We start from the raw sequence: 14,268 nt of genomic DNA on the forward strand, positions 1-14,268 counted from the left end.
TAAATAAAAACGTAAATGTTTCATAGGAAACATTTCTGTGTAGGACATTCAATAGGCCCAAAGGTGGTGGAATATGTATGAAAAATACGTTTTCTCGTTTATTTGGCTTTGGAGATAAAGAGAGCGAATTCGAATTACAAGACGAAAGCCATGACGAAATAGATAAAAAGATATATGAGGAAATACAAGAAATTCCGATAGTAAATATCATTCCTAATCGTTATCAACCACGTACAGTTTTTGATGATGCACGTATTGAGGAACTTGCTTTGACTATTCGTACACATGGACTCATCCAACCAATTGTTGTAAGGCAATACGAAGAAGATAAGTATGAAATTATTGCCGGGGAAAGACGTTTTCGTGCTGCAACGAAATTAGGATGGGAAAAGGTTCCTGCAATTATAAAAAACTTAAATGATACAGAAACAGCTTCTGTTGCCCTTATTGAGAACTTGCAACGTGAAGAGTTAACAGCAATTGAAGAGGCTGTCGCTTACCAAAAGCTAATTGAGTTACATAATTTAACACAAGAGGCATTGGCACAGAGGCTTGGTAAAGGGCAATCAACAATTGCAAATAAGTTGCGACTATTAAAGTTGCCTGAAGAAATTAAACGAGCATTGCTAGAAAAGAGTATTACAGAACGTCATGCTCGTGCTCTTATTCCTTTAAAGAATGAAGAATTACAGTTGAAAGTTTTACAAGAAATTGTAGAAAAACAATTGAATGTAAAACAGGCTGAGGAGCGCATTGCTAAGCTATTAGAAGAAGTAAAACCAAAGCGTAAGGCAAAGCAGAAAGCAGTAAGTCGCGATATGCGAATTGCGATGAATACAATTAGACAATCATTACAAATGGTTGCAAATAGTGGACTGAATGTAAATTCTGAAGAAGAAGAATTTGATGAGTACTATCAGATTACAATTAAGATTCCTAAGAAAAAATAATTCATATGTAATAGAGATCTCGCTCTTTTTTGAGGTCTCTTTTCTTATATTTTTCTTCTTAAATGAAGAAGGAGTTTTAGAATAAATTTTGAAGTTTAATAAGGATGCAAAAGAAAAATTTTTATTTCATGTTACAATAAACATAATTATTTTTAGAATAAGACAGAAAGGTTGAAAGTAGGTGACATCATGGGAAAAATCATTGCTATTGCTAATCAAAAAGGCGGTGTGGGAAAAACAACAACGTCTGTTAACTTAGGAGCTGGATTGGCACAGGTAGGAAAAAAAGTATTGCTTATTGACATTGATGCTCAGGGGAACGCAACGACAGGTGTAGGAATTGAAAAGTCGGAGTTGGATCAATGTATTTATAATGTTCTTGTCGAAGATGCAGAAGTTCAAGGGGTTATACAAAAAACCGCAACTGAAAACTTAGATGTGTTGCCTGCTACGATTCAATTGGCAGGCGCTGAAATTGAATTGGTACCAACCATTTCCCGGGAAGTTCGTTTACAGAGGGCTTTGCAACCAATTCGTGATGAATATGATTATATTATTATTGATTGTCCCCCATCTTTAGGCTTATTAACAATTAATGCACTAACGGCAGCAGATTCCGTGATTATTCCCGTTCAGTGTGAATACTATGCATTGGAAGGCTTGAGTCAATTACTGAATACGGTTCGACTTGTACAAAAACATTTAAATAAAAATTTAGCAATTCAAGGTGTACTATTAACGATGCTAGATGCACGTACAAACTTAGGAATTCAAGTTATAGATGAAGTGAAGAAGTATTTCCGAGATAAAGTATATCGTTCTATTATCCCACGCAATGTTCGGTTAAGCGAGGCACCCAGCCATGGGAAACCAATTATGCAATATGATGCTAAATCAAGGGGTGCGGAAGTATATATAGATTTAGCAGAGGAAGTGATTGCTGGTGGCTAAAGGATTAGGAAGAGGAATTAATGCGTTCTTTCCAGATTTAGATGTGAAAGAGGAAGAGAAAATTCAAGAAATTGCAGTAAATGAATTAAGGCCGAATCCATACCAACCGCGTAAAAATTTTCAAAAAGAGGCGATTCAAGAATTGGCAGCCTCGATTAAAGAACATGGTATTTTACAACCTTTGATTGTAAGGAAAAGCATTAAAGGTTACGAGATTGTTGCTGGTGAACGAAGGTATCGGGCTGCAAAAGAAGCACAACTTGAAAAGGTTCCGGCTGTTGTCCGGGAATTAAATGAGCAGCAAATGATGGAATTGGCTTTGTTGGAAAACTTACAGCGTGAAGATTTAAATCCGATGGAGGAAGCTGTAGCATATCAAATGCTAATGGATGAACTGAATGTGACTCAAGAGCAATTAGCAAAGCGTCTTGGAAAAAGCAGGCCATATATTGCTAACTATGTTCGATTACTTACACTCCCTTCATTTGTTCAGGAAATGATTGCGAATGGAAAACTATCAATGGCACATGGGCGGACACTACTTACAATAAAAGACGAAGAAAAACTAAAGTTATTATTAAACCGTATTGAAAAAGAAGGATTGAATGTTAGACAGCTAGAGCAAATTGTTCAACAAATACATCAGCGAGTTTCACGTGAAACAAAGAAAGTGAAGCGAGAACGAAATATATTCTTTGAAGAACGTGAAACATTGCTTAGAGAAAAATTTGGAACAGGTGTGAAAATTAAAGAAACAAAGAAAGAAAAAGGGAAAATTGAAATAGAATTTTTCGATAACGAAGATTTAAATCGTATTTTAGAATTATTATCTGGAGAAAATTGAAAAGCAAACCATCTTTTTATTTATAGATGGTTTGCTTTTTTTAATACGGATAATTTTTGATCTGTTTCTTTTATACTTTGAGCAATAACAGTTGCCATTTTCATAACGAGACTTAGTCTCGTATTTTGCAAGACAAAAAACTCCATGAAACCATTTAAATTTACAATGCCATGTATGTGCAGGTCACCAATTGCTGGTAACTTTTTATTCATCGCCGCACCAGGTTTACTAGGTCCTTCACCAACAGTTATGGAACCGATATTTTGAGATTTTCCAAGACAAGCATCAATGGCAATAATAAAAGAATCAGGGGCGAAATCTTGTATGTTTTGAATTTTTTCTTCGAGATTCAGGGCGTGAATAGGTTCATCAAGTGTGCCAAACACGTGTAAATTTTGAATGTTCATTTGTTCTAGTTTAGAACCAACTAATGGACCAAGTGCATCGCCAGTTGAACGATCTGTTCCAATGCACATGATGCTGAGAGGTATCATGTGATGAGTAGGTATATGTGAGAGAAGAAAATCACTGATTATTGTACAAGCCTCTAAATCATGATGCATAACATTTTGTGATTCTTTTTCAAAAAAAGGTAAGCGAAAACTTCCAATATTCACGAAGCATCCATCCTTTTAATAAATTTTACGATTCACTGTAAAGGTGTTAGATATAGAGTTTATTTCATAAATGTGGAAAATTATAAGATCTTTATTTTTGTAAGCTGTTTATAAAACCGGGAATAATAGTACTAGTATATATATATTCACTCTATTTTATACCTAGATCAAGAGAAAGAAACGCAAATAAGATAATAAAATTTTTTCAGAAATAGGGAAAACTTCTGATACAATAAAGGATAGAAAAATAGAATTTTTTGCTGGAGAGGTAGAGGTATATGGATTTATTAGAGAAATGGTTTCATGCCATAAATTGGGCTCATATTGGAATGGCAACGCTACAAATAATAATAATTTTAGTACTTGGTGCAATAATTGTTCGTGTTGCTAGGGCAATTGTTAGGAAGGCATTTCATATGGGAAGCCGCTCACCAATTCAAATTTCGGAGCGTCGTACAGTTACTGTAGCTAAATTACTTGAAAATATTGTAGCATATGTCGTTATGTTTATTATGTTAATTGCAATTTTGGGGGTATTTGGAATTAATGCAGCGGGTTTATTAGCCGGTGCTGGGGTCATTGGTTTAGCAATCGGTTTTGGTGCTCAAAGTTTAGTAAAAGATGTTATTACAGGATTATTTATTTTGCTAGAAGATCAATTTTCAGTAGGTGATTATGTTCGTATTGGTCAATTTGAAGGTGTTGTGTTAGAGATTGGTTTACGTACAACAAAGATGAAGAGCTGGACAGGAGAAATTCATATTTTACCTAATGGAAGTATTATACAAGTAACGAATTTTTCTATTAGTAATAGTGTGGCATTTGTCGATGTATCGATTTCCTATGATAGCGATATCGCACGTGCAGAGCAAATAATTGAAGAATTATTAGAAGAATTACCAGAAAAATATGAGCAAATGATAGCAACACCACAATTGTTAGGTGTTCAAACACTTGGTGCATCTGAAGTTGTACTCCGTGTAATTGCTGAAGTAGAACCGATGCAGCATGCACCTATTGCTAGAGCGCTCCGTAAAGAAATTAAAAATCGCCTTGATTTACATGGCATTGAGATTCCATATCCACATATGGTTTTATATAATCGTAAAGAGATGGTTACTGAAAAAGTAAATTAGTAGAGAGAGGTGGTTAGAGAGTGGAGCAAAAGCAATATAATCTGCATGATGTTGTGGAAATGAAGAAAGCTCATCCGTGTGGTACAAATCGTTGGAAAATCATTCGTATGGGAATGGATATCCGCATTAAATGCGAGGGGTGTGGTCATTCGGTAATGATTCCTCGAAGAGAGTTTGATCGCAAGGTGAAAAAAGTTCTTGTAAAGCATGAAGAATAAAGAAAAAGTAACAGCTGCTTCAAGTAGCTGTTACTTTTTTGAACTTTTAGGGAACTTGTCATTTTATTCGTTACTATCTATAATGATGGAAGATTGAGACATAGGAGTGAAGAATATGGGATTAACGGCTGGGATTGTTGGTTTACCAAACGTAGGGAAATCAACATTATTTAATGCAATTACACAAGCGGGAGCAGAATCGGCGAACTATCCATTCTGTACAATTGATCCGAACGTAGGGATTGTAGAAGTACCGGATGAGCGTTTAAATAAATTAACAGAACTAGTAGAACCGAAAAAAACTGTTCCAACTGTTTTCGAATTTACTGATATCGCAGGTATCGTAAAAGGTGCGAGTAAAGGTGAAGGGTTAGGAAACAAATTTTTATCTCACATTCGACAAGTGGATGCAATTTGCCAAGTTGTTCGTTGTTTTGAAGATGAAAATATTACACACGTTTCAGGAAAAGTAGATCCAATTGATGATATTGAAACAATCAATTTAGAGTTGATTTTAGCTGACTTAGAATCTGTTGATAAGCGTATTGAACGTGTGGCGAAATTAGCAAGACAAAAAGATAAAGAAGCGGTCTATGAACATGAGATTTTAGTACGTTTAAAAGAAGCTTTTGAAGAGGGGAAACCCGCTCGTACGGTTGAATTTACTGAAGAGCAAATGAAAATTGTTAAAGGTCTTCACTTATTAACAACGAAAGAAATGTTATATGTAGCAAATGTGAGTGAAGATGATATTATGGATCCATCTGAAAATAAATATGTGCAGATGGTAAAAGAATTTGCAGCAAATGAAAATTCACAAGTTATTGTTGTATGTGCAAAAATTGAATCAGAGATTGCTGAGTTAGACGAGGAAGAGAAAAAGGTATTTCTTGAAGAACTAGGTATTGAAGAATCAGGCTTAGATCAGTTAATTCGTGCTGCATATGATTTATTAGGTTTGGCTACTTATTTCACAGCTGGTGTACAAGAAGTACGTGCGTGGACATTTAAGCAAGGTATGAAAGCACCGCAATGCGCTGGGGTTATCCATACAGACTTTGAGCGTGGGTTTATTCGTGCCGAAACAGTTTCATACAACGATTTAATGGAGAACGGTTCTATGACAGCTGCTAAAGAAGCTGGAAAAGTGCGTTTAGAAGGAAAAGAATACATTGTAAAAGATGGCGATGTTATGCACTTCCGTTTTAATGTATAATTTTATCCCGCTATTTGCGGGCAGTAAGACTCCCCCTTTAAAGTTCAGCAAATGCAAAGAAGTTAGGTGGGAGATCAACTGCTCGTAAAAGCCCGATTGGTGAGGGCTAATAATCAGTGGGGGGAAGAACCCCCACTGATTAAAGTTTCACTTTATATTTCCTAGGAAAAATCGATATATAAGCTTGGTAGACATGTCATATGTTTGCCAAGTTTTTATTTATTGGTGAGTTGATTCATCTAACTTACTATGATATAATCTAAACTCGTGAGTAATTACTATATAATTAATTGCTCCTTGCCCATTATGGGCCGTTTAGACCAAAAGGAGGTGAAAGTGTAATGAAAAAGTACGAAATTATGTACATCATTCGTCCAGGCGTTGAAGAAGAAGCTCAAAAAGCTTTAGTTGAGCGTTTTGCAGGTGTTTTAACTAGCAATGGTGCAGAAATCATTAACACGAAAGAGTGGGGTAAGCGTCGTTTAGCTTACGAAATCAACGACTTACGTGACGGTTTCTACATGATCTTAAACGTGAATGCTAACGCAGAAGCGATTAACGAATTCGATCGTTTAGCTAAGATCAATGAAGATATCCTTCGTCACATCGTTGTTAAAGAAGAAGAAAAATAATTAAGATATATAGGGAGAGTGGTTCGATTGATGAATCGTGTTATCCTCGTTGGTCGTTTAACTAAGGACCCTGACTTACGTTACACGCCCAATGGTGTTGCAGTAGCTACTTTCACGTTAGCTGTGAATCGTGCATTTGCGAATCAACAAGGTGAGCGTGAAGCTGACTTTATTAATTGTGTAATATGGCGTAAACAAGCAGAAAACGTGGCAAATTATTTGAAAAAAGGTAGCTTAGCAGGCGTAGATGGTCGTCTTCAAACTCGTAATTATGAGGGACAAGATGGTAAACGTGTATATGTAACAGAAGTTCTTGCGGAGAGCGTACAATTTTTAGAGCCGCGTAATGGCGGTGGGGAGCAACGTGGTTCATTCAATCAGCAACCATCAGGAGCTGGTTACGGTAACCAAGGCTCTAACCCATTTGGTCAATCTAGTAATTCAGGTAATACTGGCAATGCAGGTAATTCTGGATTTACGAAGAGTGACGATCCATTTTCAAATGTGGGTCAACCGATCGATATTTCGGATGACGATTTACCATTTTAATGGTATAGATCGGTAATTTTAAAACAGAATGGAGGGAAATGAACATGGCAGGAGGACGCAAAGGTGGACGTGCGAAACGTCGTAAGGTGTGTTTCTTCACATCTAACGGTATCACTCGTATCGACTATAAAGATGTAGATTTACTAAAACGCTTTGTTTCTGAACGTGGTAAAATTTTACCTCGTCGTGTAACAGGAACTAGCGCGAAATATCAACGTAAACTAACAGTTGCGATTAAACGTGCTCGTCAAATGGCACTTTTACCATATGTTGGTGAATAATAGCGCATGGAATGCACAGTAGAGTGAGACTCTACTGTGCATTTTGCTATACTTTTCTTTTAGGAAAGAGAGGCGAAAAATGAAACGTACAAGGATTATTACAGAGGGCGCAGTTATGTTAGCCGTATACGCGGTATTACTGTTGCTATCTCTTTATGTTCCCTTATTAGGGATTTTTGCAATGTTTGCTTTACCCTTACCATTTCTATTATTTATGGTAAGATTCCCATTTTCTAGTACATGTATGCTGTTAGTAGCATCGCTTTTTGTTACCGTTATTGTTAGTTCTCCACTTAGTCTTGTGAATACATGTATGTCTGGCATAATAGGCATAGCTTTAGGATATATGTATAAGAAGGAAAAAAGACCAGTGGAAGTATTGCTAGTCGGTATGCTTGCATATTTATTTAGTTATGTTCTCATTTATGTTGTAAGTATAAAGTTTTTTAACATAGATTTTCTCAAGGAAATGCAAGGTATGTTTAAAGATGCAATAGAACAAAGTGAGAAGATAATGAAAGCGGCTGGTCAACCAATTAGTAAAGAACAAAAAGACTTATTTAAACAATTTGGTGATATGATTCGAGTGCTTCTGCCAAGCTTACTTGTAGTGGTTTCGATTATCTCTTCTTGGATTACAGTATTAGTGGCAGAAAATGTTTTAAGAAGATTGAAGTATACGGCAGTATCATGGCCTAAATTTCGAGATATAAGATTACCGAAAAGTATGGTTTGGTATTATGTTGTATTTATTTTGCTTTCCACATTTATAAAGGTGGAATCAGGTTCATATTTAGATATGGTGTTTTCTAATCTGTATGTTATTTTTTCTTTGTTACTCGCATTTCAAGGTTTTTCATGTATAGCATTTTGGACACATATAAAAGGTTATTCGAAGGCAATTCCTATTATTAGTTTTGTTTTAGTAATGATTATCCCTATCTTGTTTCCTCTTGTAACAATCTTAGGTATAATTGATTTAGGCTTCTCGTTACGTTCTAAAATACAATCAAAATAGGTAAACTAACCCTTTGTATTATGGGATCCGTAGTGAAAGTTTAACTTGTTTAATTAACCATTAGTAAGAATGAATGCATTTTGAACAAGGTTAGTTTTACTTTATAGGAGTTGGATACATGCCTGAATTTTATAAGAAACAGCGGTTTTTATATCCAGTTTACGTATTGGCATTCTTTATGTTTGTGCTTATTACCATTCTTGGTTATTTTCACTGGATGGTGGGAATGGCCGCTTTTTTTATTTTTTGTATTGTGCTCTTTTTCGTAATTCGATTTGAATTGGCCTTTCAGAGAAATTTAGAAAAGTATACGACGGAAATGATTACAAGAATAAAGAAAGTGAGCAATGAAGCGTTTAATCAAATGCCAATTGGTATTTTGTTATACAATAAGGAATATGGAATTGATTGGGCAAATCCTTATTTGTCTTCATGTTTGGGACAACATTCTTTAGCGGGCTGGCATTTGTACGATGTATCAGAAACGTTACTTCTCTTTATTAAAGGAGAAACAGCTGATGATATTGTTTCTTTAAATAATCGTAAGTTTCGTGTGTTTGTAAGAAAAGAAGAAAAGTTAATTTACTTCTTTGATGTAACAGAGCAAACAGAAATTGAAAAGATGTACGAGGATCAGCGTACAGTGCTGGCGATTATTTATTTGGACAACTATGACGAAGTTACGCAAGGATTAGATGATCAATTGCGTACGAACATCACGAGTTTAGTAACATCTCGTCTAAATGAATGGGCTCTTAAATATGGTGCGTATTTAAAAAGAGCTTCTTCGGAACGTTTCTTTGTTGTGTTAAATGAAAGTATTTTGACACAAATGGAAAAAGGGAAATTTGAAATTTTAGATCAAGTACGTGAAGAGACGTCAAAACGAAATATCCCACTTACATTAAGTATTGGTGTAGGATCGGGCGACTTATCTTTATCAGAGCTTGGGGCTATGGCTCAATCGGGTTTGGACCTTGCTTTAGGACGAGGTGGAGATCAAGTTGCGATTAAACAAGCAACAGGTAAAGTGAAATTTTATGGCGGTAAAACAAATCCAGTTGAAAAACGCACGCGTGTACGTGCAAGAGTTATCTCGCATGCGTTAAAAGATTTAGTATTAGAGAGCAGTAATGTTATTATAATGGGGCATCGGGCTCCTGATATGGATGCGATTGGAGCTGCTATTGGAATTTTAAAAGTCGCACAGTTAAATGAGCGCGAAGGGTACATTGTATTAGACGAGAATGATTCTGATAAGGGTATTAAGCGTTTAATGGATAAAGTGAAGCAAAATGAGGAATTATGGTCTCGCTTTATTACACCACAACAAGCAATGGAATTTGCAACGGATGATTCATTGCTTGTCGTTGTTGATACTCACAAACCTTCAATGGTGATGGAGGAAAAGCTTCTGCGTAAGATCGAAAACGTAGTTGTAATTGACCATCATCGCCGTGGTGAGGAATTTATTGAGGATCCTCTTCTTGTATATATGGAGCCATATGCGTCTTCGACAGCTGAGCTTGTAACAGAGCTTCTTGAATATCAACCAAAGCGTTTAAAAATGACAATGTTAGAAGCAACAGCATTACTTGCAGGGATTATAGTAGATACAAAAAGTTTTACATTTAGGACGGGTGCCCGTACATTTGATGCAGCTTCTTATCTGCGTTCGCATGGAGCGGATACCGTTCTTGTACAAGAATTATTAAAAGAAGATATGAAGCAGTATTTACGAGTTGCAAAAGTGATTCAAAATGCTTACATTTATAAAAATGGAATTGCGATTGCAAAAGTAGATGGTGATGAATATTATGATCAAATATTAATCGCACAATCAGCTGATACGTTGCTAACAATGACAGGAGTAATTGCTTCTTTTGTCATTGCGAAACGTGGGGAAAATTTCATTGGAATTAGTGGGCGTTCATTAGGTGAATTGAATGTGCAACTAATTATGGAAAACCTAGGTGGTGGTGGGCATTTAACAAATGCTGCTACACAAATGCAAAATATAAAAATCGATGACGCGGAAGAAAAACTTCGAAGTGTTATTGATGATTATTTACAGGGAGGAACACAATCATGAAAGTAATTTTTCTAAAAGATGTAAAAGGTAAAGGGAAAAAAGGAGAAGTAAAAAACGTACCGGACGGTTACGCAAATAACTTCTTATTAAAACAAGGATTAGCTGCAGAAGCGACAAATGGTAGCATGAAAACATTAGAGGCACAAAAACGTAAAGAAGAAAAAGATGCAGCAAATGAGCTAGAAAATGCGAAAAAGCTAAAAGAAACTTTAGAAAAGTTAACTGTAGACTTAAAGGCTAAATCAGGTGAAGGTGGTCGTTTATTTGGTTCTATTACAAGTAAACAAATTGTAGATGCAATGCAAAAAGCACACAATATTAAGCTTGATAAACGTAAGTTTGAAATGGACGACGCAATTCGTACATTAGGTTATACAAATGTAACTGTGAAATTACACCCGCAAGTAACAGCAACAGTAAAAGTTCATGTTAGTGAACAATAAAAATAAGTTAGGCAAGGAGGATTGCGTATGAGTGACGTACTTGCTGATCGTACCCCTCCGCATAATATAGAGGCTGAGCAAGCGGTTTTAGGGGCTATATTTCTTGATCAAGATGCTTTAACTTCAGCCTCAGAATTGCTACTACCCGAGTCTTTCTATCGGACAGCACACCAGAAGATTTTTGGAGCTATGCTCGAGTTATCTGATAAAGGCGAACCGATTGATTTAGTTACTGCAACAGCAGCACTTTCTGATCAAGGGTTGTTAGAAGAAGTTGGTGGTGTTTCTTATCTAGCTGAATTAGCAGAAGCTGTTCCAACAGCTGCTAATGTAGAGTATTATGCACGTATTATTGCAGAGAAAGCACTTTTGCGTCGTTTAATTCGAACTGCAACTCACATTGTATCAGATGGTTATGAACGTGAAGACGACGTAGAAGGCTTGCTAAATGAAGCGGAGAAAAAAATATTAGAAGTATCGCATCAGACGAATGCAAAAGCATTCCAAAATATTAAGGATGTTCTCGTAGATGCTTACGACAAAATTGAACTTTTGCATAATCAAAAAGGTGAAGTTACGGGAATACCGACTGGATTTACTGAATTAGATAAGATGACGGCTGGGTTTCAGCGTAACGATTTAATTATTGTGGCAGCCCGTCCTTCAGTGGGAAAAACAGCATTTTCACTAAATATCGCGCAAAACGTAGCAACGAAAACAGATGAAAATGTGGCGATTTTTAGTTTAGAGATGGGTGCCGATCAGCTTGTTATGCGTATGCTTTGTGCAGAAGGAAATATTGACGCACAAAGGCTTCGTACTGGTTCATTAACTTCGGATGATTGGGCAAAATTAACAATGGCAATGGGAAGTCTTTCGAATGCTGGAATATATATTGATGATACGCCAGGGATTCGAGTTAGTGAGATTCGGGCGAAATGCCGCAGGCTAAAGCAAGAGCAAGGGCTTGGAATGATTCTCATTGATTACTTACAACTGATTCAAGGTAGTGGGAAATCTGGGGAAAACCGTCAACAGGAAGTCTCTGAAATTTCTCGTACATTAAAAGGAATTGCACGTGAACTGCAAGTACCCGTTATTGCCTTATCACAGTTATCTCGTGGTGTTGAATCTCGTCAGGATAAACGTCCGATGATGTCTGATATTCGTGAATCAGGTAGTATTGAGCAGGATGCTGACATTGTAGCATTCTTGTATCGTGAAGATTACTACGACCGTGAAACAGAAAATAAAAATACGATTGAAATTATTATCGCAAAGCAACGTAATGGTCCGGTAGGTTCCGTAGAACTCGCATTTGTGAAGGAATTTAACAAATTCGTAAACCTAGAGCGACGTTTTGACGACGGACATGCACCGCCGGCTTAATAGAAGCATAAAAAAGAAACACATTTCTTATAATAAGATGTGTTTCTTTTTTTATATGCAAAAGATAGGGCTTTCATAGTATGAATGGATAATTCTTACGAACGAAATAGATAAAAGGTAAAAAAATGTTCGTTTTTAAATTGACTTCTCTTTTCATTTTGGTACAATTATATTGTTTGAAAAGTTCGTTTGAAAATTGCGGAGGTGCTTGAATAATGTCTTCAGTAGTAGTTGTAGGAACACAGTGGGGCGATGAAGGAAAAGGTAAAATTACTGATTTTCTTTCTGAACATGCGGAAGTAGTTGCAAGATATCAAGGTGGAAACAACGCAGGACATACAATTGTTTTCGGCGGTGTTAAGTATAAACTACACTTAATTCCATCTGGTATTTTCTATAAAGAAAAAGTTTGTGTTATTGGAAACGGTATGGTAGTAGATCCAAAAGCGTTACTTGTTGAATTAAAATATTTACACGATCGTGGGGTAAGTACTGATAATTTACGCATTAGTAACCGTGCGCACGTTATTTTGCCTTATCACTTAAAACAAGATGAGTTAGAAGAAGAATATAAAGGTGATAACAAAATTGGTACAACGAAAAAAGGTATCGGTCCAGCATACATGGATAAAGCTGCTCGTATTGGTATTCGTATGGCTGACCTTTTAGATCGTGAAGCATTTAAAGAAAAGCTTGAACGCAGTTTAGCAGAGAAAAATCGTTTATTTGAAAAAATGTACGATACAGAAGGTTTCAGTGTAGAAGAAATCTTTGAAGAGTACTTCGAATATGGACAACAAATTGCACAGTATGTATGTGATACATCTGTCGTACTAAATGATGCGTTAGATGACAATCGTCGTGTATTATTTGAAGGTGCACAAGGTGTTATGCTTGATATTGACCACGGTACGTACCCGTTCGTTACATCTTCTAACCCAGTTGCTGGTGGTGTAACAATCGGTTCTGGTGTTGGTCCTTCAAAGGTGAATCGTGTAGTAGGTGTATGTAAAGCATATACAAGCCGTGTTGGTGACGGTCCATTCCCTACTGAACTTCATGATGAAATTGGTCATCAAATTCGTGAAGTTGGTCGTGAATATGGAACGACAACTGGTCGTCCACGCCGCGTAGGTTGGTTTGATAGCGTTGTTGTAAGACATGCACGTCGTGTTAGTGGTTTAACAGATCTATCGTTAAATTCTATCGACGTTTTAACAGGTATTCCAACTGTTAAAATTTGTGTTGCTTACAAATATAACGGAGAAGTTTTAGATGAAGTTCCGGCAAACTTAAACATTTTAGCGAAATGTGAGCCTGTATACGAAGAGCTTCCAGGTTGGACAGAAGATATTACTGGTGTAAGATCATTGGATGAGCTTCCTGAAAATGCAAGAAAATACGTGGAGCGTGTTTCTGAGTTAACAGGTATCCAACTATCTATGTTCTCTGTTGGCCCAGATCGTAATCAAACAAATATCGTTCGTAATGTATACGGTGGTTAATTAAAGTAAAGTTGATTTATTTAAGAAAAAACTCATGTAATCATGAGTTTTTTCTTATCTTTTATAAAAAAATATAAAAAAGGTATTGCAAATATAAAAGTTACTGTGGTAAGATAACTCTTGTCGTCACGAAAATATGACGTTGGTGAGTATGAGCCATTAGCTCAGTTGGTAGAGCATCTGACTTTTAATCAGAGGGTCGAAGGTTCGAATCCTTCATGGCTCACCATTTTATTTTTCGTGGCCCGTTGGTCAAGTGGTTAAGACACCGCCCTTTCACGGCGGTAACACGGGTTCGAATCCCGTACGGGTCATGTTTATATATATTTTTTGGTCCCGTGGTGTAGTGGTTAACATGCCTGCCTGTCACGCAGGAGATCGCCGGTTCGACCCCGGTCGGGACCGCCACTTTTGTTTATACCACCAT

At 36.6% G+C, this 14,268-nt stretch carries 15 protein-coding genes and 3 tRNA genes; 17 read left to right on the forward strand and 1 reads right to left on the reverse strand.

Translation table 11 applies throughout. From position 1 onward, the window contains the following. Window positions 1-77: 77 nt before the first annotated feature. The 3 genes from noc (at window position 78) to ACX5JI_RS19960 (ending at window position 2,745) form a co-directional block, all read left to right on the forward strand. Window positions 78-950 (forward strand): nucleoid occlusion protein, encoded by an 873-nt coding sequence (gene noc, locus ACX5JI_RS19950; protein ID WP_459502780.1) that lies wholly within the window; start codon window positions 78-80, stop codon window positions 948-950. Window positions 951-1,139: 189 nt separating this feature from the next. Continuing rightward, window positions 1,140-1,901, forward strand: coding sequence for a sporulation initiation inhibitor protein Soj (gene soj, locus ACX5JI_RS19955; protein ID WP_459502781.1), 762 nt, complete (start codon window positions 1,140-1,142; stop codon window positions 1,899-1,901). Beyond that, window positions 1,894-2,745, forward strand: coding sequence for a ParB/RepB/Spo0J family partition protein (locus tag ACX5JI_RS19960; protein WP_459502782.1), 852 nt, complete (start codon window positions 1,894-1,896; stop codon window positions 2,743-2,745). The genes soj and ACX5JI_RS19960 overlap by 8 nt, the downstream gene beginning before the upstream one ends. A 20-nt stretch (window positions 2,746-2,765) precedes the next feature. On the opposite strand, the gene yyaC is transcribed toward ACX5JI_RS19960, so the two are convergent. After that, window positions 2,766-3,362 carry a spore protease YyaC gene (yyaC, locus tag ACX5JI_RS19965; protein WP_459502783.1) on the reverse strand — a complete coding sequence of 199 codons (597 nt, stop codon included), beginning with the start codon at window positions 3,360-3,362 and terminating at the stop codon, window positions 2,766-2,768. Window positions 3,363-3,640: 278 nt separating this feature from the next. On the opposite strand from yyaC, the gene ACX5JI_RS19970 reads away from it, so the two are divergent. From ACX5JI_RS19970 to ACX5JI_RS20035, 14 genes are all read left to right on the forward strand, one after another. After that, on the forward strand, window positions 3,641-4,498 hold the full coding sequence (locus ACX5JI_RS19970) for a mechanosensitive ion channel family protein (RefSeq protein ID WP_459502784.1): 858 nt from the start codon (window positions 3,641-3,643) through the stop codon (window positions 4,496-4,498). A gap of 20 nt (window positions 4,499-4,518) precedes the next feature. Beyond that, window positions 4,519-4,716 (forward strand): DUF951 domain-containing protein, encoded by a 198-nt coding sequence (locus ACX5JI_RS19975; protein WP_459502785.1) that lies wholly within the window; start codon window positions 4,519-4,521, stop codon window positions 4,714-4,716. A gap of 115 nt (window positions 4,717-4,831) precedes the next feature. Beyond that, window positions 4,832-5,932: a redox-regulated ATPase YchF gene (ychF, locus tag ACX5JI_RS19980; RefSeq protein WP_459502786.1), complete on the forward strand. Its 1,101-nt coding sequence runs from the start codon at window positions 4,832-4,834 to the stop codon at window positions 5,930-5,932. Window positions 5,933-6,273: 341 nt separating this feature from the next. Then, complete coding sequence (rpsF, locus tag ACX5JI_RS19985) at window positions 6,274-6,564, forward strand: 30S ribosomal protein S6 (RefSeq protein WP_459502787.1); 291 nt, start codon at window positions 6,274-6,276, stop codon at window positions 6,562-6,564. A 27-nt stretch (window positions 6,565-6,591) separates the two neighbouring features. Beyond that, the gene (gene ssb / locus ACX5JI_RS19990) at window positions 6,592-7,113 is read left to right on the forward strand and encodes a single-stranded DNA-binding protein (protein ID WP_459502788.1); all 522 of its coding nucleotides are present in this window, start codon (window positions 6,592-6,594) and stop codon (window positions 7,111-7,113) included. 44 nt (window positions 7,114-7,157) lie between these two features. After that, the gene (gene rpsR, locus ACX5JI_RS19995) at window positions 7,158-7,394 is read left to right on the forward strand and encodes a 30S ribosomal protein S18 (protein WP_020059677.1); all 237 of its coding nucleotides are present in this window, start codon (window positions 7,158-7,160) and stop codon (window positions 7,392-7,394) included. 79 nt (window positions 7,395-7,473) lie between these two features. Continuing rightward, window positions 7,474-8,412 carry a YybS family protein gene (locus ACX5JI_RS20000; RefSeq protein ID WP_459502789.1) on the forward strand — a complete coding sequence of 313 codons (939 nt, stop codon included), beginning with the start codon at window positions 7,474-7,476 and terminating at the stop codon, window positions 8,410-8,412. Between the two features lie 118 nt (window positions 8,413-8,530). Further along, complete coding sequence (locus ACX5JI_RS20005; protein ID WP_459502790.1) at window positions 8,531-10,504, forward strand: DHH family phosphoesterase; 1,974 nt, start codon at window positions 8,531-8,533, stop codon at window positions 10,502-10,504. Then, window positions 10,501-10,947 carry a 50S ribosomal protein L9 gene (rplI, locus tag ACX5JI_RS20010; RefSeq protein WP_459502791.1) on the forward strand — a complete coding sequence of 149 codons (447 nt, stop codon included), beginning with the start codon at window positions 10,501-10,503 and terminating at the stop codon, window positions 10,945-10,947. The genes ACX5JI_RS20005 and rplI overlap by 4 nt, the downstream gene beginning before the upstream one ends. 27 nt (window positions 10,948-10,974) lie before the next feature. After that, window positions 10,975-12,336, forward strand: coding sequence for a replicative DNA helicase (gene dnaB / locus ACX5JI_RS20015; protein ID WP_459502792.1), 1,362 nt, complete (start codon window positions 10,975-10,977; stop codon window positions 12,334-12,336). A gap of 215 nt (window positions 12,337-12,551) precedes the next feature. Next, on the forward strand, window positions 12,552-13,841 hold the full coding sequence (locus ACX5JI_RS20020) for an adenylosuccinate synthase (RefSeq protein WP_459502793.1): 1,290 nt from the start codon (window positions 12,552-12,554) through the stop codon (window positions 13,839-13,841). A 153-nt stretch (window positions 13,842-13,994) separates the two neighbouring features. Continuing rightward, window positions 13,995-14,070 (forward strand) — tRNA-Lys (locus ACX5JI_RS20025). A 13-nt stretch (window positions 14,071-14,083) separates the two neighbouring features. Beyond that, window positions 14,084-14,155: transfer RNA gene (locus tag ACX5JI_RS20030), tRNA-Glu, on the forward strand. 18 nt (window positions 14,156-14,173) lie between these two features. Next, window positions 14,174-14,249 (forward strand) — tRNA-Asp (locus ACX5JI_RS20035). Window positions 14,250-14,268 lie beyond the last annotated feature (19 nt).

It is taken from the genome of Bacillus sp. C1, assembly GCF_054570475.1.

What these genes read in the sequence shown, in the direction of transcription:
- noc (WP_459502780.1), top strand. Translation starts at nt 78, where the DNA reads ATGAAAAATACGTTTTCTCGTTTATTTGGCTTTGGAGATAAAGAGAGC.
- soj (WP_459502781.1), top strand. Translation starts at nt 1,140, where the DNA reads ATGGGAAAAATCATTGCTATTGCTAATCAAAAAGGCGGTGTGGGAAAA.
- ACX5JI_RS19970 (WP_459502784.1), top strand. Translation starts at nt 3,641, where the DNA reads ATGGATTTATTAGAGAAATGGTTTCATGCCATAAATTGGGCTCATATT.
- ychF (WP_459502786.1), top strand. Translation starts at nt 4,832, where the DNA reads ATGGGATTAACGGCTGGGATTGTTGGTTTACCAAACGTAGGGAAATCA.
- rpsF (WP_459502787.1), top strand. Translation starts at nt 6,274, where the DNA reads ATGAAAAAGTACGAAATTATGTACATCATTCGTCCAGGCGTTGAAGAA.
- rpsR (WP_020059677.1), top strand. Translation starts at nt 7,158, where the DNA reads ATGGCAGGAGGACGCAAAGGTGGACGTGCGAAACGTCGTAAGGTGTGT.
- ACX5JI_RS20000 (WP_459502789.1), top strand. Translation starts at nt 7,474, where the DNA reads ATGAAACGTACAAGGATTATTACAGAGGGCGCAGTTATGTTAGCCGTA.
- ACX5JI_RS20005 (WP_459502790.1), top strand. Translation starts at nt 8,531, where the DNA reads ATGCCTGAATTTTATAAGAAACAGCGGTTTTTATATCCAGTTTACGTA.
- rplI (WP_459502791.1), top strand. Translation starts at nt 10,501, where the DNA reads ATGAAAGTAATTTTTCTAAAAGATGTAAAAGGTAAAGGGAAAAAAGGA.
- dnaB (WP_459502792.1), top strand. Translation starts at nt 10,975, where the DNA reads ATGAGTGACGTACTTGCTGATCGTACCCCTCCGCATAATATAGAGGCT.
- ACX5JI_RS20020 (WP_459502793.1), top strand. Translation starts at nt 12,552, where the DNA reads ATGTCTTCAGTAGTAGTTGTAGGAACACAGTGGGGCGATGAAGGAAAA.